Annotated in this window: 25 protein-coding genes; 13 read left to right on the forward strand and 12 right to left on the reverse strand. The window is 62.1% G+C overall.

Annotated elements, in window-relative coordinates:
- Positions 1 to 286: 286 nt before the first annotated feature.
- The gene (gene ssb, locus AC1RBA_RS23480; protein WP_034754418.1) at positions 287 to 802 is read left to right on the forward strand and encodes a single-stranded DNA-binding protein; all 516 of its coding nucleotides are present in this window, start codon (positions 287 to 289) and stop codon (positions 800 to 802) included.
- A gap of 194 nt (positions 803 to 996) precedes the next feature.
- A complete protein-coding gene (locus tag AC1RBA_RS23485) occupies positions 997 to 1,476 on the forward strand; it encodes a DUF1203 domain-containing protein (RefSeq protein ID WP_492419946.1) in 480 nt (159 codons plus the stop codon).
- Here AC1RBA_RS23485 and AC1RBA_RS23490 read toward each other — a convergent pair.
- Positions 1,473 to 1,889, reverse strand: a complete 417-nt coding sequence (locus AC1RBA_RS23490) for a hypothetical protein (RefSeq protein ID WP_070291905.1) — start codon at positions 1,887 to 1,889, stop codon at positions 1,473 to 1,475. The genes AC1RBA_RS23485 and AC1RBA_RS23490 overlap by 4 nt on opposite strands.
- Before the next feature lie 288 nt (positions 1,890 to 2,177).
- Between AC1RBA_RS23490 and AC1RBA_RS23495 the strand changes: the two genes are divergently transcribed.
- Both AC1RBA_RS23495 and AC1RBA_RS23500 read left to right on the forward strand, forming a co-directional pair.
- The gene (locus AC1RBA_RS23495; protein WP_070291911.1) at positions 2,178 to 2,957 is read left to right on the forward strand and encodes an acetoin reductase; all 780 of its coding nucleotides are present in this window, start codon (positions 2,178 to 2,180) and stop codon (positions 2,955 to 2,957) included.
- 152 nt (positions 2,958 to 3,109) lie between these two features.
- On the forward strand, positions 3,110 to 3,616 hold the full coding sequence (locus tag AC1RBA_RS23500; RefSeq protein WP_141749994.1) for a GNAT family N-acetyltransferase: 507 nt from the start codon (positions 3,110 to 3,112) through the stop codon (positions 3,614 to 3,616).
- Positions 3,617 to 3,622: 6 nt separating this feature from the next.
- Here AC1RBA_RS23500 and AC1RBA_RS23505 read toward each other — a convergent pair whose 3' ends face one another.
- On the reverse strand, positions 3,623 to 4,471 hold the full coding sequence (locus tag AC1RBA_RS23505) for a porin family protein (RefSeq protein WP_083287919.1): 849 nt from the start codon (positions 4,469 to 4,471) through the stop codon (positions 3,623 to 3,625).
- Positions 4,472 to 4,636: 165 nt separating this feature from the next.
- Here AC1RBA_RS23505 and AC1RBA_RS23510 point away from each other — a divergent pair, with 165 nt between their 5' ends.
- Positions 4,637 to 5,203, forward strand: a complete 567-nt coding sequence (locus tag AC1RBA_RS23510; protein WP_230506450.1) for a GNAT family N-acetyltransferase — start codon at positions 4,637 to 4,639, stop codon at positions 5,201 to 5,203.
- On the forward strand, positions 5,200 to 5,937 hold the full coding sequence (locus tag AC1RBA_RS23515; RefSeq protein ID WP_492419947.1) for a metallophosphoesterase family protein: 738 nt from the start codon (positions 5,200 to 5,202) through the stop codon (positions 5,935 to 5,937). Before AC1RBA_RS23510 ends, AC1RBA_RS23515 begins: the two co-directional genes overlap by 4 nt.
- Here AC1RBA_RS23515 and AC1RBA_RS23520 read toward each other — a convergent pair whose 3' ends face one another.
- The 5 genes from AC1RBA_RS23520 to AC1RBA_RS23540 all read right to left on the reverse strand — a co-directional run bounded on the left by AC1RBA_RS23520 (position 5,938) and on the right by AC1RBA_RS23540 (position 14,556).
- Positions 5,938 to 7,281: a sigma-54-dependent transcriptional regulator gene (locus tag AC1RBA_RS23520; RefSeq protein ID WP_070291921.1), complete on the reverse strand. Its 1,344-nt coding sequence runs from the start codon at positions 7,279 to 7,281 to the stop codon at positions 5,938 to 5,940. It lies immediately after the preceding gene.
- A complete protein-coding gene (locus AC1RBA_RS23525) occupies positions 7,274 to 9,181 on the reverse strand; it encodes a sensor histidine kinase (protein WP_230506448.1) in 1,908 nt (635 codons plus the stop codon). Before AC1RBA_RS23525 ends, AC1RBA_RS23520 begins: the two co-directional genes overlap by 8 nt.
- A gap of 245 nt (positions 9,182 to 9,426) precedes the next feature.
- Positions 9,427 to 10,419, reverse strand: a complete 993-nt coding sequence (locus tag AC1RBA_RS23530) for a porin (RefSeq protein WP_070291925.1) — start codon at positions 10,417 to 10,419, stop codon at positions 9,427 to 9,429.
- A gap of 108 nt (positions 10,420 to 10,527) precedes the next feature.
- Positions 10,528 to 11,841 carry a dicarboxylate/amino acid:cation symporter gene (locus AC1RBA_RS23535; RefSeq protein WP_070224793.1) on the reverse strand — a complete coding sequence of 438 codons (1,314 nt, stop codon included), beginning with the start codon at positions 11,839 to 11,841 and terminating at the stop codon, positions 10,528 to 10,530.
- 384 nt (positions 11,842 to 12,225) lie between these two features.
- Positions 12,226 to 14,556: a catecholate siderophore receptor Fiu gene (locus tag AC1RBA_RS23540; protein WP_492419948.1), complete on the reverse strand. Its 2,331-nt coding sequence runs from the start codon at positions 14,554 to 14,556 to the stop codon at positions 12,226 to 12,228.
- Positions 14,557 to 14,852: 296 nt separating this feature from the next.
- On the opposite strand from AC1RBA_RS23540, the gene nudC reads away from it, so the two are divergent.
- Positions 14,853 to 15,692, forward strand: coding sequence for an NAD(+) diphosphatase (gene nudC / locus AC1RBA_RS23545; protein ID WP_492419949.1), 840 nt, complete (start codon positions 14,853 to 14,855; stop codon positions 15,690 to 15,692).
- Positions 15,693 to 15,766: 74 nt separating this feature from the next.
- Positions 15,767 to 16,333: a GTP cyclohydrolase I FolE gene (gene folE / locus AC1RBA_RS23550; RefSeq protein WP_034781250.1), complete on the forward strand. Its 567-nt coding sequence runs from the start codon at positions 15,767 to 15,769 to the stop codon at positions 16,331 to 16,333.
- A gap of 45 nt (positions 16,334 to 16,378) precedes the next feature.
- Here the strand turns inward: folE and AC1RBA_RS23555 are convergent, their stop codons facing one another.
- Positions 16,379 to 17,197: an AraC family transcriptional regulator gene (locus AC1RBA_RS23555; RefSeq protein WP_070224821.1), complete on the reverse strand. Its 819-nt coding sequence runs from the start codon at positions 17,195 to 17,197 to the stop codon at positions 16,379 to 16,381.
- A gap of 194 nt (positions 17,198 to 17,391) precedes the next feature.
- On the opposite strand from AC1RBA_RS23555, the gene AC1RBA_RS23560 reads away from it, so the two are divergent.
- Positions 17,392 to 17,799, forward strand: a complete 408-nt coding sequence (locus AC1RBA_RS23560) for a hypothetical protein (RefSeq protein ID WP_492419950.1) — start codon at positions 17,392 to 17,394, stop codon at positions 17,797 to 17,799.
- Between the two features lie 130 nt (positions 17,800 to 17,929).
- On the opposite strand, the gene AC1RBA_RS23565 is transcribed toward AC1RBA_RS23560, so the two are convergent.
- Positions 17,930 to 18,295 (reverse strand): hypothetical protein, encoded by a 366-nt coding sequence (locus AC1RBA_RS23565; protein ID WP_034781254.1) that lies wholly within the window; start codon positions 18,293 to 18,295, stop codon positions 17,930 to 17,932.
- A 325-nt stretch (positions 18,296 to 18,620) separates the two neighbouring features.
- Between AC1RBA_RS23565 and AC1RBA_RS23570 the strand changes: the two genes are divergently transcribed.
- Entirely contained in the window at positions 18,621 to 20,267 is a 1,647-nt protein-coding gene (locus AC1RBA_RS23570; protein WP_230506444.1) for a methyl-accepting chemotaxis protein, read from the forward strand.
- Between the two features lie 4 nt (positions 20,268 to 20,271).
- Here the strand turns inward: AC1RBA_RS23570 and AC1RBA_RS23575 are convergent, their stop codons facing one another.
- Complete coding sequence (locus AC1RBA_RS23575) at positions 20,272 to 20,697, reverse strand: hypothetical protein (RefSeq protein WP_070224787.1); 426 nt, start codon at positions 20,695 to 20,697, stop codon at positions 20,272 to 20,274.
- A 189-nt stretch (positions 20,698 to 20,886) separates the two neighbouring features.
- On the opposite strand from AC1RBA_RS23575, the gene AC1RBA_RS23580 reads away from it, so the two are divergent.
- Complete coding sequence (locus tag AC1RBA_RS23580) at positions 20,887 to 21,585, forward strand: glutathione binding-like protein (protein WP_070291933.1); 699 nt, start codon at positions 20,887 to 20,889, stop codon at positions 21,583 to 21,585.
- 3 nt (positions 21,586 to 21,588) lie between these two features.
- Here AC1RBA_RS23580 and uraH read toward each other — a convergent pair whose 3' ends face one another.
- Positions 21,589 to 21,996: a hydroxyisourate hydrolase gene (uraH, locus tag AC1RBA_RS23585; protein WP_121670675.1), complete on the reverse strand. Its 408-nt coding sequence runs from the start codon at positions 21,994 to 21,996 to the stop codon at positions 21,589 to 21,591.
- A gap of 11 nt (positions 21,997 to 22,007) precedes the next feature.
- Positions 22,008 to 22,502 (reverse strand): GlcG/HbpS family heme-binding protein, encoded by a 495-nt coding sequence (locus AC1RBA_RS23590; protein ID WP_070224784.1) that lies wholly within the window; start codon positions 22,500 to 22,502, stop codon positions 22,008 to 22,010.
- 138 nt (positions 22,503 to 22,640) lie between these two features.
- On the opposite strand from AC1RBA_RS23590, the gene AC1RBA_RS23595 reads away from it, so the two are divergent.
- Both AC1RBA_RS23595 and AC1RBA_RS23600 read left to right on the forward strand, forming a co-directional pair.
- On the forward strand, positions 22,641 to 23,351 hold the full coding sequence (locus AC1RBA_RS23595) for a heavy metal response regulator transcription factor (RefSeq protein ID WP_492419951.1): 711 nt from the start codon (positions 22,641 to 22,643) through the stop codon (positions 23,349 to 23,351).
- Positions 23,348 to 24,748 (forward strand): heavy metal sensor histidine kinase, encoded by a 1,401-nt coding sequence (locus AC1RBA_RS23600; RefSeq protein ID WP_492419952.1) that lies wholly within the window; start codon positions 23,348 to 23,350, stop codon positions 24,746 to 24,748. The genes AC1RBA_RS23595 and AC1RBA_RS23600 overlap by 4 nt, the downstream gene beginning before the upstream one ends.
- Positions 24,749 to 24,964: the final 216 nt, after the last annotated feature.

The raw sequence follows: 24,964 nt of genomic DNA on the forward strand, positions 1-24,964 counted from the left end.
TTTTGCTCTGCATGCCTGAGGCGTCCATGGGCGGATTGCGCCGCCGGGCGAACGTGCCCTGACAAAGTTTGATGCAGATGCGTACTGACGTTTGAATACTGTATATAATACCAGTATTCAAGTTTCTTGTTTTCCTCTGCCGTGAAAAAAACGTGCTGCCGCACGGGAGATGGCGTCCGCCAGAAAGCGGGTGCTTTGCGTCGCGTGGTCGCTTATAATCCTCGTTTAGTACACTAAACTAACGCGCGGGACACCGGCTCCCGCTGCAGTTCATCAGGAGTTATTCATGGCATCAGTCAACAAAGTCATCATCGTCGGCAATCTGGGCCGTGACCCGGAAATCCGCTACATGCCTAGCGGCGACGCGATCGCCAACATCGCCGTGGCCACTTCGTACAAATCGAAGGACCGCAACACGGGCGAACAAAAAGAATTGACAGAGTGGCACCGTATCTCGTTCTTCGGCCGCCTGGCGGAAATCGTCGGCCAATACCTGAAAAAAGGCTCGTCCGTCTACGTCGAAGGCCGTCTGCAAACCCGTAAATACACGGACAAGGACGGCGTCGAGAAGTACGCAACCGACATCATCGCGGAACAGATGCAAATGCTGGGCGGCCGTTCCGGCATGGGCGGCGACGCCGGCGGTGGCGATGACAGCTACGGTGGTGGCGGTGGCGGCGGTTACGACGCCCCGGCCCCGCGCCAGGCGCCTGCCCCGCGTCCAGCTCCGGCACCGGCGCCACGCCCGGCACCGAAGCCAGCGCCGAACTTCTCGGATATGGATGACGACATTCCGTTCTAAGCACGCCGTTCTGACGCCTGGCGTCAGACACTGTCGATAAAGAGCCTGCTTCATCCGTGAAGCAGGCTTTTTTTATGGGCACGGGCTGTAGACGGCGATGCGGGGGCGCATGCTGACATTCGATCGCAAGAAGCGGATGGCGGCGCTGTCCCGATGCTGGTCTGATGGTGTTTTTGACGACGCCGGAGAACAGCATGGATTTTCGCATTACGGGGCTGTCGCCCGAGCCTTTTCTACCCTTTTTTTTCCTATCCGATGCCGAGCTGGCGGCGCTCGGCATGCGGCGTTACCTGGTCGACCAATACCCCGGATTTCCTGACCGTATAACGCTGGAGGACGCCCCGCTGGGCGAGACCGTGCTGTTGGTGAACCATGTGTGCCAGCCCGCCATGACGCCTTACCGGGCTTGCCACGCCATTTTTGTGCGCGAGGGCGCCACGCAAGTGTACGATGCCATCAATCAAGTACCGGAATCGATGCGGCGGCGTTTGTTGTCGCTGCGTGCCTATTGCGCCGACGGCATGATGCTCGATGCCGATGTGGTGGAAGGCACCGCCATCGAGGCCGTCATTGCACGACTATTCGGCAATGCGGACGTCAGTTATATCCACGTCCACAATGCCAAGCGGGGCTGTTATGCGGCCCGCATCGACCGCGCGGACTCCCTTGCCTAATCGCGCAAGCCCATCTCCAGACTGTAGCTGGCTACCGCATTCCTGCGCGCCGCGTTGCGCATCAAATACACCTGCACCGTGTACTCGCCATCGGCTGGCAGTTTCGCCTGGTAACTGTTGCCGCTGGTCGAGCCGATGAACAGGGCTTCCTCCTGGCCGGCCTGGCGGATGTTGAAGTAATTCGACGCCTGATTGGTTTTCAGCTTGACGCTGAGGGTCTGGCCGGCCTTGCCTGTCAGCGTATATTCGGCCGTGGCGTAGCCCTTGATCTTGCCTTTCACGCTGCGCGCGGCTTTGCCTGCCGTCAATTCCACTGTTTCCTTGTGGACAGGGTCGGCGCTCCAGGCGGGCGTGGCAAACACGAGGGCCGCCAGCAGCAGGCCGGGGCAAAGGGACAGGTGACGACGCAGCATATGGCATTTCCTTTGAACGTGGATGAATAAGCAGACGGTGGCGATGCCGTCCATGTTACGCCAGCGGTTGCCATGCGCCTGTACGGCAGCGCGCGTATGGCCAGTTCGAGGACGGTTTTTTCACCTTTCTTGACCTATGTAGTTTTTCTGGCCGCGCACGTTTCAAGATGCGGCGAAATACGATTTTCGGGTAGGCTGAAGCGTCTCTTCGATGCGGAACTGGCTGCGGGCGCCGCTGCGCCGGACCGGTTTTGCAGCTCTTCTTCCCTGTATTGAAAGGAACGCAGAATGGGTATTTCCGGAAAAGTCGCGCTGGTCACAGGTGCCGCGCAAGGTATCGGCAAGGCCATCGCCTTGCGCCTGGCCAAGGATGGCGCCGATATCGCGCTGGTCGACCTGCACCAGGAAAAGCTGGACGCGGCCGCCGCCGAAGTGCGCGCGCTGGGGCGCCGCGCCATCACCTTCATTGCCGACGTGTCGCAGCTCGATCAGGTGAGCGCGGCGGTGGCGTTTGCCGAACAGGAACTGGGCGGCTTCGACATCATCGTCAACAACGCCGGCATCGCGCAAGTGCAGCCGCTGCTCGACGTCACGCCGGAAGAGGTCGACCGCATCATGCGCATCAATGTGCAAGGGACGCTCTGGGGCATCCAGGCGGCCGCCAAGACCTTCAAGAAGCGCAAGCAGAAGGGCAAGATCATCAATGCCTGCTCCATCGCCGGGCATGACGGCTTTGCTCTGCTGGGCGTGTATTGCGCCACCAAGTTTGCCGTGCGCGCGCTGACGCAGGCGGCGGCCAAGGAACTGGCGGCCGACGGCATCACCGTCAACGCGTATTGCCCTGGCGTCGTCGGCACGGACATGTGGGTCGAGATCGACAAGCGCATGGCCGAAGTGACAGGCGCCGAGCTGGGTGCGACGTATAAAAAATTTGTGGACGGCATCGCGCTGGGACGCGCCGAGACGCCCGATGACGTGGCGGGACTCGTTTCCTTCCTGGCAGGGCCTGACGCCGATTACATGACGGGCCAGGCGCCGCTGATCGATGGTGGTCTCGTGTACCGTTGAGGTATTGACCGCGCAGAAAAAACAGCCCGCGCTGTCACCGATAGCGCGGCCTGTTGGCGTGGCAATGCAGCGCTGGAATGCAGCAGGGGGATGAGTGACCCGGTGCTACACTCGCTATTTTCAGCGACGCCAGGCGTCGGAAAGACGGGACCATGCCAGTCGCACAGAACATGATATTACGCGCCGTTGCGCCCGGCGAAGAAGGGGTGCTGGCGCGGCTGTTCCAGCTGTACTGCTATGAGAATACCGCCTGGAGCGGTGAAGACGTGCTGGCCGACGGTCGCTACGATGTGTGCGATGCCGGGCTGGCCGAGTATGTGCATGCGCCCGCGCATACTGCCGTCTGGATCGAGGTCGATGGTGCGCTGGCGGGCTTTTTCATCACGGAGCCTGGCGTGGCGGGCAAGCTGCCGGTGCAGGAGTTCAGCGACTTCTTTATTTTGAAGAAGTACCGGCGCCGGGGCGTGGCGCTGGAAGTGGTACGCCGCGTGCTGCTGGGCAGCGAGCAGACGTGGCTGGTGGCGATGTTCCGCGCCGATGCCGCTGCCTGCGCGTTCTGGCGGCAGGCATTTGCGCGCCTGCCGTTTGCCAGGATCGAGGCGTACGAGGACCCGGACTTGCCGCAGTTCCAGCTGACTTTGCTGAAACCGGCGGCCTGAGCCGGTTTAGAAGCGTACTTTCACATATGCTGACGGTCCCGTCAGGCGGATGTTCAGGTCGGCATCGCGTTCGCTGTCGCGGTGCAGCTTGATTTTCGAGATGCCGTAGTCGGCCACGAAACCGATATTCTTGAACGGGAACCACTCCACGCCGATATTGCCGCCGTAGATGTGGCCGTTGATGCGCCCGCCATTTTTCTTGATGCCCGACGCTTCCGCATACATGCGCAAATCCGGCGTGAAGGCATGGCGCCAGCCCACTTCCAGCAGCGGCGCAAACGCGTGCTCGCCGATGGAATCGCGCGCCGTGGCCGTTTCGCCATTGACGACGCCGGTGGCCGTGCCGTTCAGGTTGGCATGATAATAGGCGGCGCCCAGACCGATGCCCAAGGTGTCGTTGCCGCTGCCGAGCCACCATTTATAGGCCAGCTTGGCCAGGTCCAGCTTCAGATCGGCATTTGCCGTGGCCGTTCCCGTGACGGGCTGGCCATTGATGACGGTCTCGCCCGTCAGGCTTGGCGTGTAGGATTTGTCGTAGCGGTAGTAGTCGAATGCCAGGCCATGGCGGTCGCCGATCAGCAAGTCCGCCTTGATGCGCGGGATGGTCGTATGGCTTTGCTTCGATTCGGGCGCGTCGATGCGGCCAAATTGCGTGTCGGCGCCGATATTGATGCGCGGATCGGCGGAAAACGCCCCCACCGAGATGCTGACACGGTCCAGCGTGGGCGATGGCTCGGCCCGTGCAGTGGCGGCCGCCGTGGCAATGCCCAGCACGCCCAGCATCATGGCGCCGCGCAAGGCGAGGTGGTGCGGGCGTGGTGGGGACAGGCGGGTGGACACGGACATGACAGACATGGGGTAACTCCTCAAAATAAAGTGAAAACTGTCGCGACGTTTTGGGCAACAGTGCAATGAGGAAATGGTAGCAATTGTTACTTTTGAATTACGTAGCCGCACGGCGCAAATTACCGTCGGATTTGTCCTACCGTATGTAAGTCCTGGTTAGAGGAGAGGAAAACGATGCAAGCAATCATCGAGCTGGCGACACCGCGTTTGCTGCTGCGCCAATGGCGCGACAGCGACTTGGCGCCATTCGCGGCGCTGAATGCCGATCCCCGCGTGATGGCATATTTCCCGGCCGCCCTGTCGCGCGACGCCAGCGACGCCATGGCGCGGCGCTGCAGCGGATTGATCGCCGGGCGGGGCTGGGGTTTATGGGCGGTAACCTTGCGTGAAAACAATGCCTTCATCGGCATGACGGGGCTGCATAGCCCCGACGCGCAATTGCCGTGCTCGCCATGCGTGGAAATCGGCTGGCGTCTGGCGTTCGATTACTGGGGACAAGGTTACGCGCAGGAAGCGGCGCACGCCGCCCTGCAGGTTGGTTTCGAGCGTTTGCAACTGCCGGAGATCGTCTCGTTCACGGCCTTGCCCAACGTGCGCTCGAGCACCCTGATGGCGCGCCTGGGCATGCGCCGCGATGCTGCTACCTTCGAGCATCCGGCCCTGCCGCCAGGACACGCATTGCGCACCCATTGCCTGTATCGTCTGACGCGCGCAGAATGGGGCGCACAGGAGGGAACATGAGAATCGCCGCCATTTCCGATATCCACGGCAACCTCGATGCGCTGGAGGCCGTGCTGGACGACATCGCCCGGCGTGACGTGGACGTGACCGTCAATCTGGGCGATATCGTCTCGGGCCATCTGCAGCCGCGCGCCACGGCGGCGCGCCTGATGGGGCTCGGCTTGCCCACCATCCGCGGCAACCACGAGCGCCAATTGTTCGGCGACCCGGCCCGCATGGGCGTGTCCGACGCTTTTGCGCGCGCGCAACTGCTGCCGGAGCAACTGGACTGGATCGCGGCGCTGCCCGCCACCTTGCGCTTGCGCAAAGACGTGCTGCTCGTGCATGGCACGCCGACAAGCGATCTCGTGTATTTTCTCGACAGCGTCACGCCGCAAGGCAGCCGCGCCGCCACGCCGCAGGAGGTGGCCGAACGCGCCGGCGCGGCCGACGCGGCCTTGATCCTGTGCGGCCACACGCACATGCCGCGCCAGGTGCGCCTGGCCGATGGACGGCTGATCGTCAATCCGGGCAGCGTCGGCTTGCAGGCCTACGACGACGACCACGGCTATCCGCACGTGATGGAAAACGGCACGCCGCACGCGCGCTATGCCATCGCGGAACAGGGCGCCGATGGCGCCTGGACGGCGCACTTTCACGCCGTCGCGTACGACTGGGAAACGGCGGCCCGGCTGGCGCTGGCCAACGGCCGGCCCGACTGGGTCACGCCCTTGCGCACGGGCCGGGTCGGTTGATCAGCGGAACTCCTCGGCCACCAGGTTGTACTTCTGCATCTTGTGATACAGGGTCTGTTTTGGCAAGCCCAGCACGGCGCTCACTTCGCTGACGTTGCCCGAATATGCGCGCAGTTCCTGTTCGATCAGTGCGCGTTCGAAGCCGTTCACTTGCTCCGCCAGCGACAACGGGCTGGGCTGGGCGCTCGCCAGCAGGCTCGAGGCGCCGCCGGCGATGCCGAGCACGAAGCGGTCGGCGATATTGCGCAATTCGCGCACATTGCCGGGCCAGGAATGGGCCATCAGGTTGCGCATCTGGGCGCTCGAGACGACGGGCGCGGCGCGGTTGTAGCGGGCGGCGGCAGCCAGCACGAAGTGTTCGAACAGGATGGGAATATCCTCGCGCCGCTCGCGCAGCGGCGGCAGGTGCAGCACGATCAGATTCAAACGGTAGTACAGATCGCTGCGGAATTTCTGCTGCTGCGACAAGTCTTCCAGGTCCAGCTTGGCCGCCGCGATGACGCGCACGTCGACGGGTGTGGGCACGTTCGAACCCAGGCGTTCGATATAGCGTTCCTGCAGCACGCGCAGCAATTTCACTTGCAGGGACAGGGGCAGGCTTTCGATTTCATCGAGGAAGAACGTGCCCTGATCCGCGTGCTCGATCTTGCCCACCTGCCGCTTGGCCGCGCCCGTAAATGCGCCCGGTTCGTGGCCGAAGACTTCGCTTTCGAATATGCTTTCAGGAATCGCACCGCAGTTGACGGCGACGAAGTTGTGCTTGCGGCGGTGGCTGAAGTCGTGCAGGCAGCGGGCCACCATTTCCTTGCCCGTGCCCGTATCGCCATAGATCAGCACGTCGGCCGGTTCGTCTGCTACGTCGAGTATCAAACGCCGTATGTCGCGCATCGCCACGGAATTGCCCAATAAACGTGCTTCGATGCCGCCGCCGTCCTCGAGCTGGCGGCGCAGGCTGTGCACTTCCAGGGTCAGGCGCCGGGTTTCCAGCGCGCGCAGGATGACGTCGACCAGCTGGTCGGACGAATACGGTTTTTCGATGAAATCGTAGGCGCCCGTGCGCATGGCGTGCACGGCCATGGTGATGTCGCCGTGGCCCGTGACGAGGATCACGGGCAGGTTGGCGTCGAGCGTCTTGACCGCTTGCAGCAATTCCAGGCCGCTCATGCCGGGCAGGCGCACGTCGCTCACAACGATGCCGGGGAAATCGGGCGTCAGCAGTTTATAGGCCAGTTCGGCCGAGTGGAAGGCCAGCACGTCCAGGCCGGCCAGTTGCAATGCCTGCTCGCTGCCTTCGCGTACGGTGGGGTCGTCTTCGACCAGCAAGACCTTCAAGCCGTCAAACATGTTTTTCCTCCTGCGTTGCAATCTGTAGTTCGATGGTGAAGATGGCGCCGCCGCCGGGGGCGTTTTCGGCGCGCAGCACGCCGCCGAACTGGCGCGTGATCTGTTCGGAAATGGCCAGTCCCAGTCCCAGGCCCAGCCCTTGCGGTTTGGTCGTGAAGAACGGTTCGAACAGGTGTTCATACACTTCCGTCGACAGGCCCGGCCCTGTGTCGGCCACGTGGATCAGCACGTGCTCGGGCGTGCATTCGACGGCCACGCGCAGGCTGCGCACCTCGCTGCCGTTCATGGCGTCGAGCGCATTGGCGTACAGGTTCACCAGCACCTGCTCCAGGCGGTTGCTTTCGCACATGGCGAAGATATCCTCGGGCGGCAGTTGCAAAGTAAAACGCACATTTTCCACCTGCAGCCTGCGCTCGACGAGGAACAGGGCGTTGCTGATCGCCGTGGGGATCGAGACGGAAGTCAGGCTGGTCGTCGATTTGCGCGCAAAGATCTTCAATTGGCCCGTAATGGTTCCCATCCGGGCCGCAATTTGCGAGATCTTCGCCAGGTTGCGCCGCGCATCGTCGAGCCGCCCCCGCTCGAGCAGAATGACGGCATTGTCGGACATGGTGCGCAGCGCCGTCAGCGGCTGGTTCAGTTCATGCGTGATGCTGGCCGACATCTGTCCCAGTACGGCCATCTTGCCTGCTTGGAAAAGTTCATTCTGCGTGATGTGGAGTTTCTGTTCGGCCTTGCTGCGCACCTCGATTTCCTGGCTCAGGCTTTGCGTCATGGCGTTGAGTTCCGAGGTGCGCTCCTCGACCATGGCTTCCAGGTTGTCGTAGGCATGCTGCAAGTCTTCGCGGGCGCGCAGTTTTTGCGCCACGGCCGCGCGGCGCTGGCGCAGGTAAAAGAACAGCAGCATGAAAAAGCCCAGCAGCACGCACGAGAAGGCGGCCGCCGCGCGCGCACTGGCTTTCGCCTGCGCCAGGTCGGACAGGTAAATGAAGGTCCAGCCTTGTGGCGACTTGAGCTTGATCTGCGTCATGACGCTCGAGCTGGTCTTCGGTGGCGTGTCGGCGTGTTCCTGCTCGCGCACGCTGATCACGCGCGCGCCATTGCCCAGCTGGCGGTCGGAAACGAAAGGGATGGCTTCCAGCTGCTTCGAGTAATACTGGCGCGTGCGGTTGAGTTCTTCGACGATGGCGGGCGACAGCGGCGCCAGGGTCTTGTACTTCCAGTCCGCCATGGAACTGAGGAAGATCACGCCGTGCTCGTCGGCCAGCATGACCTTGTCGGCGCCCTGTACCCAGCGTTTTTCCAGGGTTTCCAGGTTCACCTTCACCGTCGCCAGGCCCAGCATGTGGCCATTCTGGTAGATGCCGTGGGCAAAGAAGTAACCGGGCTCCAGCCGCGTCGTGCCCACGCCATAAAAGCGGCCCGGCGTGCCGCGCAAGGCATCCTGGGCGTAGGGGCGGAACGAGATGTTGTCGCCAATAAAGCTGTCCGGCCCCTGCCAGTTGCTGGCCGCCCGCGTGTTGCCGTCGAGGTTGCTGATGAAAATGGTCGAGGATTTCGCCTGGGCATTCATCTGCTCGAGGTAATGGTTGACGGTGTCGACCAGCACCGGGTCTTCCGGGTGCTGCAGCAGGCGGATCACGTCGCGGTTCAGTTCCAGGGTCTTGGGCAGGAAGTCGTATTTCTCCAGCGCGTTTTCCAGGCTGCTCACATACACTTCGAGGCGCTGCGCGCCGCTTGCCTGCAGCTTGCCGATGGCGATGCGTTCCGTCCAGAAATACACGAGCCAGACGGTGGCCAGGCAGGCGGCCAGCACCACGCCCCAGGCCAGCGTTTCGCGGCCCGACCGTTGCGACAGGCGCTGGCGCCAGGAAAGGGTGGGTTTGTTACTGCTATTCATAAAATCAGCTGCCAACTTGCAAGAACCCACAGTATCGCATCTTGATGTGTCTCAACATAAAAAAAAGCCGCCGGACATGCATCCGGCGGCCTGCGCATTTACGCATTTATTTCACGGACCTTTCGACGTCCGACAAAATCGTAGCGAGCGGCAGTGATTTGTGGCCGAGAAGCGCAACCGTACTTTAGTACGGTGAGCATCGCCGGCCGCAAAGCGCGCCGCGCAGTAGATTTTGGCCGACGTCCTTAGAACGTATGACGCATACCGAGGTTGAAACCGCTGTTGCCGGTGCCATTGTCGGTGGCGTTGCCGACGACGAAGGTGGCGCCGTTCTTGTTGCTGATGTGGCCATAGCCGGTGTACAGGTCGGTGCGCTTGGACAGGGAGTAGAACGCGCCGATGGCCCACTGCTGGGCATCACGGTTCAGGTTGCTCTTGTCGTTGTGGCGGATGTACGAGGCGACCAGCTTGGTGGCGCCGAACGGGGCGCTGAAGCCGACGAGGATGTCGTTGCTCTTGCTGTTGTCGAGGGCACGGTTGTCGGCGTAGCCGAAGTTGCCTTGCAGCACGCCAAAGTCGTAGCGCGTGGCCAGCAGGGTGTTGCGCGTTTGCTGGGTCGCCAGCGCATTTTCCTTGCGGTGGTGCGTCAGGGTCACGTTCAGCGGGCCATCGATGTAGTGCACGGCGCCGCCCATGCTGCGGTTTTTCGCGTTGTCGCCGGCCACTTCGCCAAAGCCGTACGCCAGGTCGGCCGACAGTTTGCTCCAGGTCGGCGTGCTGTATTGCACCATGTTATCGACGCGGATATTCGTCACCATCAGGTTCGACGCCGTGCCGGCCAGGCCGATGACAAACGGATCGGCCACGTCGCGCAGGGCCAGGTAGTACGGCGAGTACTGGCGGCCCAGGGTGACGGCGCCGGCGCTGCCGGTCAGGCCGACATACGCCTGACGGCCGAACAGCAGGCCGCCCTGGCCCGAGGTGCCGGTATCGATATTGAAACCGCTTTCCAGCACGAAGGTGGCGGCCAGGCCGCCGCCCAGGTCTTCCTTGCCTTTGAAGCCGATGCGCGAGCCCGAGGCGACGCCGGAAGCGACGCGGTTCAGGCGGTCTCCGGCCGCATCCTTGTCGAACACCAGGCCGGCGTCAGCCACGCCGTAGACGGTCACGCTCGATTGGGCCATGGCGCCGGTGGAGGCTGCGCCGAGGGTCAGCAGGGTAAACAGGACTTTTTTCATGAAAATCTCTCTAATAAGTTGGAATGACTACTGATCGCACTACCTGACTGCTTGTTACTCAACATGGACAACAAATAAATAGCCCGCTTGTGGCGGGCCATGGCGCTATCAGGCTTTGCTAGCGTGATCCGCTTCGCCCCAATGGCTTTCCGTGTTCTGGTTGGCCGCGTTGGCCGCGGCTGCTTCTTCCTCGGTGGCCAGGCCACCTTCCCACTTGGCGACGACAGCCGTGGCGACGGCATTGCCGACCGCGTTGGTGGCCGAACGGCCCATGTCGAGGAATTGGTCGACGCCCATCAGCAGCAGCAGGCCCGCTTCCGGAATATTGAACTGGTTCAGGGTAGCGGCAATCACCACCAGCGAGGCGCGCGGCACGCCGGCCATGCCTTTCGAGGTCAGCATCAGCAGCAGCAGCATGGTGATCTGCGTGCCGATCGACAGGTCGATACCGTAGGCTTGCGCGATGAACAGCACGGCGAAGGTGCAGTACATCATCGAGCCGTCCAGATTGAAGGAGTATCCCATCGGCAACACGAAGCTGGAAATCTTGCGGTCCACGCCGAACTGGTCGAGCGCCGTCAGCAGTTTTGGATAGGCCGCTTCCGAGCTGGCCGTCGAGAATGCCAGCAGGAATGGTTCGCGGATCAGGCCGACGAGCTTGAAGATGCGCGGGCCGATGACGACGAAGCCGGCGCCGATCAGCAGGGCCCACAGGCACATCAGGCCCAGGTAGAAGCCGCCCATGAACTTGGCAAACGTGACCAGCACGCCCAGGCCGTGCGTGGTGATGACGGAAGCCATTGCAGCGAACACGGCCAGCGGGGCCAGGTTCATGATGGTGCCGGTGATGCGCAGCATGACTTGCGCCAGCTGGTCGACGACGGCCGTCAGGGTCTTGCCCGATTCGCCCAGGCCGGCCAGTGCGCCGCCGAAGAAGATCGAGAACACCAGCACTTGCAGGATTTCATTGTTGGCCATGGCCTCGATCGGCGACTTCGGCACCAGGTGCGTGAAGAAATCTTTCAAGGTGAAGGCGGCCGTTTTCAGATTCGTTGAAGCGTGTACGTCCGGCAATGGCAAGCCCAGGTTGGTACCGAGCTGCATCAGGTTCGACAGCACCATGCCCAGCGCCAGCGAGACCAGCGAGGCGACGACGAACCAGCACATGGCTTTCAGGCCGATGCGGCCGGCCGTCTTGCCGTCGCCCATGTGGGCGATGCCGACCGTCAGGGTGGAGAACACCAGCAGCGCAATGATCATCTTGATCAGGCGCAGGAAGACGTCGGTGACGATGGAAATATTGCCAGCGATTTGCTTGCTCATGTCCGCATCGGGGAAAGCGGAATGGCATCCATAACCGACGGCAATGCCGAGGATCATGGCAATCAGGATGTACAGGGTTAATGGCCGTTTCTTTTTCATTATGACTCCTCCGGTGAAACGCCGCTGTGAGCGGATTATTGATTGCGAGCAACTCAAGCTTGGAGTCAATATTTCTCAAAAACAAGCCCTTGCGTGCCAGCGATTATTTGCAGCAAAACCTGTACATAGCAAAGGATATGCCTGAAATGGGAATTTGGAACCTAACTTCTTAAGTTGTTGATTTGAGGAAGCTTTTTTGTTGCTTAGATGTTGCAACTTTGCACGTTTGCGCGAAATATTGGACGCGCAAGCGCATCGCTGTATGACTTTTCATACGCTAGTCGCGGCAGGGCGGCGGTGCGCCAAAAAGACAAGATTATCAGGACAATAAAAAAGCCCCTCCGAAGAGGGGCTTGATGTGACGCGATGCGTGTTCTCTAGATGTTAGAACTTGATATTCGCCGTCAGGCTGAACGAACGGGGCTGGCCCGGCGTGTAGCGGAAGCCGGACTTGTTGATGGCCGCCACATAGGTCTTGTCGGCCAGATTGTAGGCGTTCAACTGCAAGTCGAGGTTCTTGTTGACGGTGTAGGTTGCCATGGCGTCGAAGACCCAGTAGGCATCCACGCGGGCCGGCGTGCCGACGGCGCCATCGGTGCCGCGCAGCATTTCACCCACGTAACGTGCGCCGCCGCCGATCTTCAGGCCGAAGGGCAGGGTGTACGAGGTCCAGCCCGTGAACGCCTGTTTCGGCGTGTAGCTGAGGTTATTGATGCCGCTGGCCGTGACGACCTTGCCCGACTCGACCTTGGTATTCATGCGCGTGTAGCCGGCGCTGACCAGCCAGTTCGGCATGATCTCGCCCACCATGCCCATTTCGACGCCCTGCACGCGTTTCTTGCCATTCTGATAGTAGATCAGGTCGACGGGATCTTGCTCTACTTCATTTTTCACGTCCGTCTGGTAGACGGCGGCCGACAACGACAGTTTTTGTTTCAGGAAATCCCATTTGGTGCCGATTTCCTTGGTGGTGGTTTCCTGCGGATCATACATCGGATTTTGCGCGCTGCTGGCGCCCGTGCTCAGCGTGAAGTTGGTGCCCGGCGGCGCCTTCGAGGTGGCCCACAGCGCATACACGCTGCTGTCCGGCGTCGGCTTGTACAGGGCCGAGATCTTGCCGTTGGCGAAGGTGTCGTTCAGGGTGATGTGAACAGGAATAGGCGTGCCTACCGGCAGTTTTTGCACCTGGCCTGCGGCGACGGCCGTCTGCAGGGTGACGGAGTCATAGCTGGTGTTGAAATGGTCGAAGCGCACGCCGCCGTTGAAGATCCATTTGTCGCCGAACTTGATGGTGTCGAAGACATAGGCGCTTTGCGTGTTGACTTCGCCTTGGCTGTAGGCGCCGCTGCGCACGGGCTGGTAGCCGGTGACGGGGTCGCGCGGGTTCGGATGGTACAGATTGGCGTCCGGCATGGTGCCCAGGCTGGCAGGCACATAGCTGTAGTTGGTCTGCTTTTCGCTGGTGAATTCGGCGCCGGCCACCACGGAGTGCTTGAGCACGCCCGTATCGAATTGCGCGCTGACCACGGTCTGGTTGGTCAGAATCGTGTTTTCCTGATCCTTGACGGTGCGCAGCGAGCGCGCCAGGGTCCAGGTCGACGGATCGGTGGCCACCGGCGTCTTCAGGTTGGCGGTGCTGCCCATGAAGGCCGTCAACAGGTAATCCTGCTTGGTCTTGCCGTAGCGCGTGGTGTTCTGAATCTGCACGTTGGGCAAGAAATCGTGATCGATGCGCAAGGTAGCCATATCGGCCTTGACCTTGTCGTGGTCCGCGGTGGAACCGTAGAAATTCTTTGGATCGACCTTGGCGGCGCTATTCAGGAAGGTGCGGATGACCTTGTTCGTCGGCGTGATACTGTCCGGCGTGCTGTAGCCGGGCAGGCCGATGGTGGGCACGAAGCCGTCGGGCACGTTATTTTGATCTACGTGCAGGTAGCTGGCCGTGATGCGCGTCGGCTTGCCGATGCCGAAGGTGACGGTAGGCGCGAAGGCCCAGCGCTTGTTCTTGACTTCGTCGCGCGCCGGATTGCCGCTGTCCTGCGTCATCAGGTTCAGGCGGAAAGCCGTGCCGGAATCGGCGTCGATGATGCGGTTCCAGTCGGCCGTGGCGCGTTTCTGCTTGCCGCTGCCGGCCGTCAGCAGCGAATTGAACTTGTTTTCCATGGTGGCCGTCTTGCTGACCAGGTTGATCGAACCGGTCGGCGAACCGCGGCCGCTGTCCGTGCCCGCCGGGCCCTTCAATACGTCGATCTGTTCGATGTTGAAGACGTCGCGCGAGATGGAGCCCACGTCGCGCACGCCATCGACATAGATGCTGCCCGAGGCATCGAAGCCGCGCATGTAGACCGCGTCGCCCGTGTTCGTGTTGCCGTTTTCGCCGAGGAAGAAGGTACCGACGCCAGGCGTGTTGCGCAGCGCATCCGTCAGGGTCAGCGCGCCTTGCTGTTCGATCAATTCCTTCTTGATCACGACGATGGTTTGCGCCGTGTTGACGAGATCTTCCGTGTATTTCGGCGACGAGGCTTTTTCGGCCTTGAAATCATTTTCCTTCGAGCCCACGACCTTGATTTCGTTCAGGGTTTGCTGCGATGCCGGGGCACTTTGGCCGGCGGGGTCGGCCGCCTGGGCGGCGACGGGCAGCAGCATCACGGCCAGGGCGGCGCCGATGTGCTGGTTGAAACGGGTTGGGGCGTGTTTGCGGCTCTTGATTGCCATCTTGCTCTCTCGATAAGGTCAGGGTAGTGGTTCCTGGCTGGCTCTGCGCCGCAGTGCTTGGGCACGCGGGCAAGTGGCTGGCGATGGAGACGGAATAGGCGGTATTGTAATAACTGGGCGCTATTTCGTAAATGAGAATCGTTATCAGTATCGTTTACGCAACGGATTGGACTTAGCGCAAAAAAAACACGCGCATGGCTCATGAATGCTTGCTTTGCAGCCCGGGCGCTGCTATGCGCGCAAGCGTTTGGCAGCGGGAGTATGATGAGCAACCTTTACAAATTTCTTCCCAGCACATGCTGCACACTCCCCCTGCCTTCGTCCCCCTGATCGACACGCCCGAACCGGCCCCGGCCGCCACCGAGACGCTGACATTCGTCTTTCACCGCGGGCGCCTGCTGTTGCGTATGCCCGGGCTGACCCTGCCCACTGCCACCGAGGTGGCCGTGCTCGATATCGACCTGAGCCGCGCCCAGCCCGTGGGCTGGTGGCAGGGCCGCTATTGCCAGACGGTCTGGACGGATGCGGAGTTGTTGCCCGCCGATAGCGGCTTGGCGTATCACGGCATGCGTTCGCTGTTCAACGCCGTCGATGATGACTTCCTGGGCCTGGCCAGCCGCGCCGTGCAGTTGGCCGAATGGGCGCGCACGCACCGCCATTGCGGCGTGTGCGCCACGCCCATGCAGCGCACGCGCGGCGAACGCTGCTTTACGTGCGCCGCCTGCGGCATGCTCGCGTACCCGCGCATTTCGCCCGCCATGATGGTGCTCATCCGCAAGGGCGACCAGGTGTTGCTGGCGATGCATAAAAATTCGCCATCGCAGCGCTTCAGCCCGCTGGCCGGTTTCCTGGAAGCGGGCGAATCGATCGAGGAAGCCGTGCACCGCGAGGTGATGGAAGAGGTGGGCTTGCGCGTGCATAACTTGCAGTACTTCATGAGCCAGTCCTGGCCGTTTCCCCATTCGCTGATGATCGCGTTTACAGCCGATTATCTCGATGGCGAGATCCGCCTCGACGAGAACGAGATCGCCGAGGCGCGCTGGTTCGGCCCCGGCGATGCGTGGCCGGAGGCGAGTTCGAGCGTGTCGATTTCCGCGCTGCTGGTCGGCGCGCACCGGCCGCCGGCGCAGTCGTAAAGCTGGGGCTGCTCAGGCAGCCTGCCGCATTTTCTATATACTGGCGGCAATTGAAAATTTTAGGGTGGTTTAGCATGTCTCAAGAAGAATTCTCCGAAAACGACTGGCGCCGGCTGATCAGCAGCCTTGGTGAAGATCCGCAGCGTCCTGGCTTGCTGGAAACGCCGGCGCGCGTGGCCAAGGCGTGGAAGCACTGGACGTCCGGTTATGGCCAGGACCCGGTGGACTTGCTGAAAGCCTTTGAAGATGGCGCGGAACAGTACAACGAGCTGATCGTCGTGCGCGGCATCCCCGTCTACAGCCACTGCGAACACCACTTGGCGCCGTTCTTCGGCAAGGCCACCATCGGTTACGTGCCCAACGGCAAGATCGTCGGCCTGTCGAAACTGACGCGCCTCGTCGATTGCTTCTCCAAGCGCCTGCAAGTGCAGGAACGCATGACGATGCAGATCGCCAATGCGCTGATGGAAGTGCTGGAACCGAAATCGGTGGGCGTGGTCGTGCGCTGCCGTCACCTGTGCATGGAAAGCCGCGGCATCCGCACGCCGGGCGAAGAAACCATCACCTCGGCCATGCTGGGCGAGATGCAGCCGAACCTGGCGCTGCGCACGGAATTTCTGGCCCTGGCGCGCGAAGTCTGATTTTCGGCGACGATGCGGGACGAAGGCGGCATATGCCGCCTTTTTTCATGCGCGCCCGGATTCCCGTTCCGCCAGGTAGCGGGCCGGCGGCTTGCCCACAGCCTTGCGGAACATGGTGACAAAACCGCTGGTATTTTCATAACCGAGTTCCAGCGCCACCGCTTTCACGCTGTGGCCTTGCGCCAGTCGTTGCAAGGCCAGGATCACGTGCAGTTGCCGGCGCCAGCGGCCCACGCTCATGCCCATTTCCTCCAGCGACTGCCGGGTCATGCTGCGCTCGCTCATGCCGATGCGGCTGGCCCACTCGGCCAGGGTGCTTTTATCGGCTGGCTGCGCGAGCAGCAGGGCGGCCAGGCGGCGCAGACGCGCATCGCGCGGCATTGGCAAATGCAAGTCTTCCACGGGCGCGACCGCCAATTCGTCGAGCAGGGTGGCCACCAGGCGTTCCTGCGCGCCCTGCAGCGCGATCAGGGTGGGAAAACCGGCCGCCTTGGTGATGAGTTCGCGCAACAGGGGCGAGACAGCCACGGTGCAGCAGATGGCCGGCAAGGCCGGCGCCGTGGCCGGCTCGATAAACAGGCAGTAGCACTCGGCCTCGCCCACGCCCTGCGCCGAATGCATCAGGCCGCCCGGTATCCACACGGCGCACTGGGGCGGCACGATCCACACTCCACTTTCTACTTCGCAATGGATCACGCCCCGCGTGGCGTACAGCAGCTGCCCCTTGCGGTGCTGGTGCGGCGCCTGCTCCGCATCCTCTGGCACGCTGGCTAGGCCCACGGCCAGCAAGGGGCGCAGCACGCCGTCGACGTCGAAATCGAGGATGGAGGCATCGTCGTCCAGACCCAGGTGGGCCGTCAGCATGCTGGGCAAAAGGGGATGGGGCATGGGATGACTTTGGCTGGATTGAATAATATTGTGGCTATTGTATGCAATGACGTCGGGCGCCGTCATCGGTATCGTATGGCTATCCGCAGCCCCGCTTCAACGGCAACCGCCGCCGCCCGTGTTCTGATGAAGGTGAGGAGAAACGGCAACCCCCTTGAAGGAGTCCCCCCATGCAACTCGATATCACCGATTTCCCCCTCGTCTGGATGCGCCGCGACAACGCCGCCAGCGGCCCCGACGATGCCTTGTTCCGCCAGTTCGAGGACTTGCTGGCGCGCCAGCAAGCGTTTGTCATCCTCAGCGAAGAAGGCCTGGACGAGGATGGGCATGACCATCCGCAGGAAGAGCGCAAGCGCGCCGTGCTGTGGATGAAACGGCACAAGGCTGCCCTGCGTGCGTATATCCAGGGCATGGTGCTGGTCGAACCGAGCGCCGCCAAGCGCCTGGCCGGCAAGGCTTTCGCCGTCATGTTCGGCCAGTTCTGGGGCTACCCTTTACACTTTGGCACCAGCCGCGACGACGCGCTCGACATCGCCCAACATTTGCTCAGGGCCTGGCTGCCTCCAAGGGAAAACTAACAACGCCAAGAGCACCTGACAAAACCGTAGCGAGCGGCAGTGATTTGTGGCCAAGAAGCGCAACCGTAATTCTAGTACGGTGAGCATCGCAGGCGCAAAGCGCGCCGCGCAGCAGGTTTGGTCAGGTGTTTTAGTAGCGGTAGTCGTTGACGAAGTGTTTTGTAAAGTTGTACTTGCTGCCGCCGTCGAGCAAGTCGACCAGGCGTTTCGGCGCCGAGGCCGACATGAAGGCGTCGGCCGCGCCGCCCGTGCTGCGGAACTTCATGCCCGGGCTGAGAATCTGGTTGGCGCCGATCTTCAGGTGCTGGAAGCTTTTCGTTTTTTCATTGTTGAGGATGAAGTGCAATTCCTGCTTGAAGGTCAGGAAGGGGATCTTCAGCCACCAGCCTTCGTCCGTGCCATAGCTGGCGACGCTGGCAAAATGCGTGTTCTTGTCCGTCAGCGTGGGTTTGCCCAGGCGGTCGTTGATGCGTTTCATGGCTTCATTCTTGGTCATGCTGTGCTTTCGTGATTCAATCGATCTGGCGTGCATTTTGACACACGCCCGCCACCTCCGCCTGCCTTGACGCTGCCTATCCACAGCCTTTTTTGCTGCAATGCAATATCGCAACGCAACATCAATTCTCATCAATTGTCGCAACGCATTAACAACACCGGGCAAAAATCATTGCCTCCCGGCATTGTAAATATCGGTCGTTCGAGCGTATGCTGGAGACGTCTGAACGGTGCCGCCAGAGCACCGTCGCCGCCGCATTCCGGGCTTGCCCAGCTGGAAGCGGGCCACGCCCCATCGCCGCACAATAGAGAGTCGGAGACACAGCATGAAGAAATTGACGTTCCAGCAGAAGTTATGGATTCCCCTGATTTGCAGCCTGTTGTGCATCACCGTTATTTTTGTCTACAACGCGCTGGAAATTCGCAAGATCCGCATCGAAGAGCGCAGCGCCGACCTGAGCAATGCCGCCGACCTGGGCCTGGGCGCCGTCAAGATGTTCGGCGACCTGGCCGCCAGCGGTGCCTTGACCAAGGAAGAAGCGCAAAAGCAGGCCACGGCCGTCATCAAGAGCATGCGTTTCGGCGAGACCGGTTATTTGTCCATCATCGATCTCGATGCCGTCGTGGTGATGAATCCCGCCGCGCCGCAAACCAACGGCAAGAACATGTCGGATTTCAAAGATGCCAACGGCACCTATCTGTACCGCGACATCGTTGCCGTCGGCAAGAGCGATGCGGGCAAGGGCTTCGTCCATTATTATTTCCCCCGCCCGGGCCAGAAGACGCCCGAACCGAAGATGAGCCGCGTGGTGGCCTACAAGCCGTGGGCCTGGACCCTGGTGGTGGGCGTGTACATGGATGATATCGATGCGGCCTTCCGCCAGTCGCTGCTCACCTCGCTGGGCGTGCTGGTGCTGGTGTGCGGCCTGCTGGCCGCCGTCGTCGTCGTGATCAACCGCAGCCTGCGCCATGCGCTGGGCGGCGATCCCGAGTATGCGGCCGACGTGGCGGAAAAGATCGCGAATAACGATTTGAGCGGCGTCGTGCGCACGCATGCCAGCGACCGCCACAGCGTGCTGTACGCGATGAAAACCATGCAGGCCAACCTGGTCGACGCGATCAGCGAAATCCGCCACAGTGCCGAGACGATCGCGACGGCATCGAGCGAGATTGCCAGCGGCAATATGGACTTGTCGGCGCGCACGGAAATGCAAGCCAGTTCGCTGGAAGAAACGGCGGCCTCAATGGAGGAATTAACCTCGACCGTGACGCAAAACGCGGGCAATGCCGTGCAGGCGAATGAACTGGCGCAGTCCGCTTCCGCCGTGGCCCGCCAGGGCGGCGCCGTGGTGGCGCAAGTGATCGGTACCATGGACACCATCAACGCGTCGTCGCGCAAGATTGTCGACATCATCGGCGTCATTGACGGCATCGCTTTCCAGACGAATATCCTGGCCTTGAACGCGGCCGTGGAAGCGGCGCGCGCGGGTGAACAGGGACGCGGCTTCGCCGTCGTGGCGTCGGAAGTGCGCAATCTGGCGCAACGATCCGCAGGCGCGGCGAAGGAAATCAAGGAACTGATCGGCGCTTCCGTCGACAGCATCGCGGCCGGCAGCACGCTCGTCGCACAGGCGGGCACGACCATGGATCAGGTGGTGGCCAGCGTGTCGCGCGTGACCGACATCATGGCCGACATCACGGCCGCCTCGCACGAGCAAAGCACGGGCATCGGCCACGTCAACCAGGCGATCACGGAGATGGACAGCGTGACGCAGCAAAATGCGGCACTGGTGGAAGAAGCGGCGGCAGCGGCGTCGAGCATGCAAGACCAGGCGGCCGTGCTGGCGCAACTGGTGGCGCGCTTCAAACTGTCGGCGCAGGAACCGGGAACATCGCCGCGTCTGACGGCAAGCTCGGCTGGCGCACCGCGCGCCGTGGCGAAAAAGCCCCTGCGCAGCCTGGCGGCGCGCTAAGTTCCTATTGGGCTGGCGCCGCCGCTTGCGGCGCCGGCTCGAATTCCAGCTTGTCATCGACGACCACGAATTGCCCGACCGGCTGGCCCAGGTCGGCTTTCGGGTCGTTTTCCATTTCCGTCAGCTCATTGCAGGTATTCGTTTCCGCCTGCCACAGCTGCTTGCCCATGCGGATATTCCACAGGCCATCGCCGGCCGCAAACAGCTCGACCTTGATGTCGGCCGGCGCATCGGTGGACAGCGTATGCAGGCGCTGGCATTGCGGCAGGTTGGTGGCCATCAGCTGCACTTCCACGGTATCTTGCCAAAAATAACGTTGCTGGCGGCGCACGGTCAGGGAATGGTCCTGGCCGTCGAACATGTAGATGGCGAAGTCCTGGACACAGCCTGACAGCAGGACGGACAGCGTGACGATCAGGAGTTTGCGCATGGTCGGCTTTCTTTGTTTGTGCTCTGGAATGTCGGGATGCCTGCGTGACGGTGCCAGTGGGTGCTTGCCCAGCCTGGACGCCGTCTTGTTTTTCGCTTACGTGGCATTATATCCATGCATATCAGTTGCGGCGCGACAATAGTTCTGCCAAGTTCGCCTGCCCCTACTCATCTACCTGGAAAGACCACGATGATCGACCTGTATTACTGGACCACGCCCAACGGGCACAAAGTGACGATGTTCCTGGAAGAAGCGGGCATCCCCTACAACATCATTCCCGTGCATATCGGCAAGGGCGAGCAGTTCAAGCCCGAGTTTCTCGCCATCGCGCCGAACAACCGCATCCCCGCCATCGTCGACCAGGCGCCGGCGGATGGCGGTGAACCGCTCTCCCTGTTCGAATCGGGCGCGATTTTGCAATACCTGGCCGAGAAAAGCGGGCAATTCCTGCCGGCCGACGTGCGGGGACGTGCCGAGGTCATGCAATGGCTGTTCTGGCAAATGGGCGGCCTTGGCCCCATGGCCGGGCAAAACCACCATTTCGTGCAATATGCGCCCGAACCGATCGATTACGCCATCACGCGCTACGTCAATGAAACGAACCGGCTATACGGCGTGCTGAACAAGCGCCTGGCGGACCGCGCATTCGTGGCCGGCGACACGTATTCCATCGCCGACATGGCGATCTACCCGTGGATCGTGCCGCACGAACGCCAGCGCCAGAAGCTGGAAGACTTCCCGCACCTGGCGCGCTGGTTCGCGGCCATCGCCGCCCGTCCCGCCACCGTGCGCGCGTATGCGCGGGCAGCCGAAATCAATGTGCAGCCCACCGTCAGCGGCGACGCGAAAAGCGTGCTGTTCGGGCAGACGGCGAAGACGCTGGGCTAAGCTTCAGTTTCCGCGGTAGGTGGAAAAGCCGAAAGGGCTGAGCAGCAAGGGAATGTGATAGTGCTGCTCGGTCTTTTCCACGTGGAATTGCACGGGGATTTCCGGGAAGAATGTTTCCTGTTTCAGCCGCGCATAGTGTTCGCCAGTTTTAAACACGATGCGGTAGTCGCCCGCCTGCATGGGTTGATTTTCCGGATACATGGCCGCGATGCGTCCTTGCGCGTTCGTCACGGCGCTGCCCAACTGTTGCCAAGCATCCCCTTTTTTCTGCTCCAGCGTGACCGTCACGCCCGCGGTCGGCTGGCCGCTCTGCAGGTCGAGGATGTGCACGCTCAAGGGATTGGCGGCCAGCGCCATGCTGGACAGGCTGGCGAAAGCCAGGGTGGCGGTGATTTTTTTCAGATAGGTCATTGTTGTTGCTTTCACAGGGTGGGGGAATCGAGTTCAGGAATGGCGGCCAGGGCGGCATGGGCGCAGGCGCGGTCTTGCAGGGCGCCACCGCCGCCGGCCACTCCGATGGCGCCGACGACTTCGCCCTTGGCGCGCAAAGGCAGGCCGCCGCCCAGCAGCAACAGTTCCGGCACGGTCGTCAAATTGGCCATGTCGGGATTGCCGCGCGCGGCCACGGCCAGCGCCTGGGTATCGTTTTTCGTCGACAGGGCCGTGTAGGCCTTGCGCCGGCTGGCGTCCGTGTTGTGCGGCCCGACGCCATCGGCGCGCTGCACGGTCACGACATTGCCGCCACGGTCGAGTACGCTGACGACAATATGCCGGCCTTGCGCCTGGCACGCGGCGATGGCCGCATTCGCCAGCTTGTTGGCCATTGCCAGAGAAAGATCATCGACCTGGCGCAGCTGGGCGTGGGCGGGGCTGGCCAGCAGGTACAGCAGGGTACTGCCGAGTAACAGGGTTTTCATGTGGCTGTCCGTTGATAAGGTGGCGCCAGTATGGTCAGTGTTGCCCTACGAGAAGATGATCGCCGCATGACATTTTTATCATCCGCGGTGCCCGGCGCGCGGCGTAGAATGGTCTTATATTCCCCTTAGAAAGCTGCCATGCGCATCCTGGTCATTGAAGACGAACCGAAGACGGGCGACTATCTGCTGCGCGGCCTGGCCGAGTCCGGCTTCATGGTGAGCCTGGCGCGCAATGGCCGCGATGGCTTGCACATGGCAAGTACGGAGTCACCCGATCTGATCGTGCTCGACGTGATGCTGCCCATCATGGACGGCTGGCAAGTCTTGCGTGCGCTGCGCCTGCAAGAGGGCGGCGCGGACGTGCCCGTGATTTTCCTCACGGCGCGCGACGAAGTGCAGGACCGTGTGAAAGGGCTGGAACTGGGCGCCGACGATTACCTGGTGAAACCATTTGCCTTTGCCGAACTGGTGGCGCGCATCCGCACCCTGCTGCGGCGCGGGCCACCGCGTGAAGACGACGTCATCCGCATCGGCGACATGGAAATCGACGTGATGAAACGCAAGGTCAGCCGGCAAGGCCGGCGCATCGCCCTGACGGCCAAGGAATTCGGTTTGCTGCATTTATTGGCGCGGCGCCAGGGCGAAGTGCTGTCGCGTTCCATCATCGCCTCGCAAGTGTGGGACATCAATTTCGAGAGCGACACCAATGTCATCGACGCGGCCATCCGACGCCTGCGCAGCAAGCTCGACGATCCGTTCGAACCCAAGCTGATCCACACCTTGCGGGGCATGGGCTATGTCTGCGAATTGCGCGCGCCCACGGTGCCTGACAACGGCGCCGCCGCATGAAGCTGGCGGAACTGCGGCGCTCGCTGACCCTGCGCGTGACGCTCGTCTTCGTGCTGATCGTGGCGCTCGTGTCGGCCGGGCTGGGCATGCATCTGTACCGTTCCTTTGTGGCGGAAATCGAGCGCCGCGACGACATTTTGTTGCTGGGAAAACTGCGGCAGATCCAGCAGTTGCTGGGCAATGCCGGCACCCTCGATATCATCCGCGAGCGGCCCCAGTATTTCCGCGACACCATGAGCGGCCAAGAGAATTCCCTGGTGCGCATCGTGCGCGCCGATGGCACGCGTTTGATCGATGTCAATCCGAACGGCGAGAACGTCGCGCATGCTGTTCCCGTGGCCGTCGATGCGCCCGTGACGGCCAGCGACATCGTCAGCTGGACCAGCCGCGACGGCTATCCGGCCCGGGTCGTGGCGGCCAGCGCCCGCATCGGCGATCCGGCGCAGATGGCCGATATTGCCGTCGCCCGGGTCTACGGCGACCGCACGGCCATGTTCGCCGCCTACCGCTGGCAGATCGTCGTCTCCGTGGCCGTCAGCGCACTGGTGGCGGCGATTCTGGCCAGCGTGATGCTGCTGCGGGGATTGCGGCCGCTGCGCAATATCGCCGCCCATGCGGCCCTCGTGCGGCCGGGCAAGCTAGGGCAGCAGCTCGAGGCGCGCGATGCGCCGACGGAACTGTTGCCCCTGATCCAGGCCCTGAACGCCATGCTGGCGCGCCTGCAGGAAGGCTATGCGCGGCTGTCGCAGTTTTCCGCCGACCTCGCGCATGAATTTCGCACGCCCGTCACTAATCTTCTGGGACAAAGCCAGGTCATGCTGGCCCGCCCGCGCAGCGCGCACGAATATGAACAGCTGGTGTCGTCAAATGTGGAAGAGCTGGAACGGCTGTCGCGCATGATCGACAGCATGCTGTTTCTGGCGCGCGCGCAGCAGGATGAAATGGTGCTCGTCAAGCAAGTCTTGCCCGTGCAGGACGAGTTCTTGCGCCTGGCCGATTTCTTCGAAGGCCTGGCCGAAGAGCGCGAGCTGGCGCTGGCCTGCCACGGCAGCGGCACGGTGACGGCCGAGCCGCAACTGCTGCGCCGCGCGCTCGGCAATTTGCTGTCGAACGCCATCCGCCACGCGGCGCCGGGCAGCACGATTTTAATGCGTTCGCACGCGACCAACGAGGGCGTGGAACTGAGCGTGAGCAACCTCGGCCCCGCCATCCCCGCGCGTCATTTGCCGCACCTGTTCGAGCGCTTCTACCGCGCCGACCCGGCCCGCAGCGACTCGGCCGCCTCCACAGGATTAGGGCTGGCCATCGTCACGGCCATCATGCAGTTGCATGGCGGCAGCGCGACGGTCGCATCCGACGCTGCCGCCACGACATTTACCTTGGTTTTCCCGGCGTAATATTGATGGTGGTGGTGTCGGATTACGCGCTTGCGCGCTAATCCGACCTACGTCTTGGTTTTCCCGGTGCAGGAAAGTAGGTCGGATTAGCGGGGCGTAGCCGCGCGTAATCCGACAATAGCGATTCGGCCGCTTCCGCAGGCCTGGGCATGGCCTGCGTCACGGCCATCGTGCAGTTATACGGCGGCAGCGCGAGTGTGGCGTCCGACGCGGCCG

The organism is Janthinobacterium sp. GW823-FHT03B06, assembly GCF_058796955.1.

Excerpts from the sequence above, each read along its gene's own strand:
- ssb (WP_034754418.1), top strand. The coding sequence starts at position 287 with ATGGCATCAGTCAACAAAGTCATCATCGTCGGCAATCTGGGCCGTGAC.
- AC1RBA_RS23485 (WP_492419946.1), top strand. The coding sequence starts at position 997 with ATGGATTTTCGCATTACGGGGCTGTCGCCCGAGCCTTTTCTACCCTTT.
- AC1RBA_RS23490 (WP_070291905.1), bottom strand. The coding sequence starts at position 1,889 with ATGCTGCGTCGTCACCTGTCCCTTTGCCCCGGCCTGCTGCTGGCGGCC.
- AC1RBA_RS23495 (WP_070291911.1), top strand. The coding sequence starts at position 2,178 with ATGGGTATTTCCGGAAAAGTCGCGCTGGTCACAGGTGCCGCGCAAGGT.
- AC1RBA_RS23500 (WP_141749994.1), top strand. The coding sequence starts at position 3,110 with ATGCCAGTCGCACAGAACATGATATTACGCGCCGTTGCGCCCGGCGAA.
- AC1RBA_RS23505 (WP_083287919.1), bottom strand. The coding sequence starts at position 4,471 with ATGTCTGTCATGTCCGTGTCCACCCGCCTGTCCCCACCACGCCCGCAC.
- AC1RBA_RS23510 (WP_230506450.1), top strand. The coding sequence starts at position 4,637 with ATGCAAGCAATCATCGAGCTGGCGACACCGCGTTTGCTGCTGCGCCAA.
- AC1RBA_RS23515 (WP_492419947.1), top strand. The coding sequence starts at position 5,200 with ATGAGAATCGCCGCCATTTCCGATATCCACGGCAACCTCGATGCGCTG.
- AC1RBA_RS23520 (WP_070291921.1), bottom strand. The coding sequence starts at position 7,281 with ATGTTTGACGGCTTGAAGGTCTTGCTGGTCGAAGACGACCCCACCGTA.
- AC1RBA_RS23525 (WP_230506448.1), bottom strand. The coding sequence starts at position 9,181 with ATGAATAGCAGTAACAAACCCACCCTTTCCTGGCGCCAGCGCCTGTCG.
- AC1RBA_RS23530 (WP_070291925.1), bottom strand. The coding sequence starts at position 10,419 with ATGAAAAAAGTCCTGTTTACCCTGCTGACCCTCGGCGCAGCCTCCACC.
- AC1RBA_RS23535 (WP_070224793.1), bottom strand. The coding sequence starts at position 11,841 with ATGAAAAAGAAACGGCCATTAACCCTGTACATCCTGATTGCCATGATC.
- AC1RBA_RS23540 (WP_492419948.1), bottom strand. The coding sequence starts at position 14,556 with ATGGCAATCAAGAGCCGCAAACACGCCCCAACCCGTTTCAACCAGCAC.
- nudC (WP_492419949.1), top strand. The coding sequence starts at position 14,853 with ATGCTGCACACTCCCCCTGCCTTCGTCCCCCTGATCGACACGCCCGAA.
- folE (WP_034781250.1), top strand. The coding sequence starts at position 15,767 with ATGTCTCAAGAAGAATTCTCCGAAAACGACTGGCGCCGGCTGATCAGC.
- AC1RBA_RS23555 (WP_070224821.1), bottom strand. The coding sequence starts at position 17,197 with ATGCTGACGGCCCACCTGGGTCTGGACGACGATGCCTCCATCCTCGAT.
- AC1RBA_RS23560 (WP_492419950.1), top strand. The coding sequence starts at position 17,392 with ATGCAACTCGATATCACCGATTTCCCCCTCGTCTGGATGCGCCGCGAC.
- AC1RBA_RS23565 (WP_034781254.1), bottom strand. The coding sequence starts at position 18,295 with ATGACCAAGAATGAAGCCATGAAACGCATCAACGACCGCCTGGGCAAA.
- AC1RBA_RS23570 (WP_230506444.1), top strand. The coding sequence starts at position 18,621 with ATGAAGAAATTGACGTTCCAGCAGAAGTTATGGATTCCCCTGATTTGC.
- AC1RBA_RS23575 (WP_070224787.1), bottom strand. The coding sequence starts at position 20,697 with ATGCGCAAACTCCTGATCGTCACGCTGTCCGTCCTGCTGTCAGGCTGT.
- AC1RBA_RS23580 (WP_070291933.1), top strand. The coding sequence starts at position 20,887 with ATGATCGACCTGTATTACTGGACCACGCCCAACGGGCACAAAGTGACG.
- uraH (WP_121670675.1), bottom strand. The coding sequence starts at position 21,996 with ATGACCTATCTGAAAAAAATCACCGCCACCCTGGCTTTCGCCAGCCTG.
- AC1RBA_RS23590 (WP_070224784.1), bottom strand. The coding sequence starts at position 22,502 with ATGAAAACCCTGTTACTCGGCAGTACCCTGCTGTACCTGCTGGCCAGC.
- AC1RBA_RS23595 (WP_492419951.1), top strand. The coding sequence starts at position 22,641 with ATGCGCATCCTGGTCATTGAAGACGAACCGAAGACGGGCGACTATCTG.
- AC1RBA_RS23600 (WP_492419952.1), top strand. The coding sequence starts at position 23,348 with ATGAAGCTGGCGGAACTGCGGCGCTCGCTGACCCTGCGCGTGACGCTC.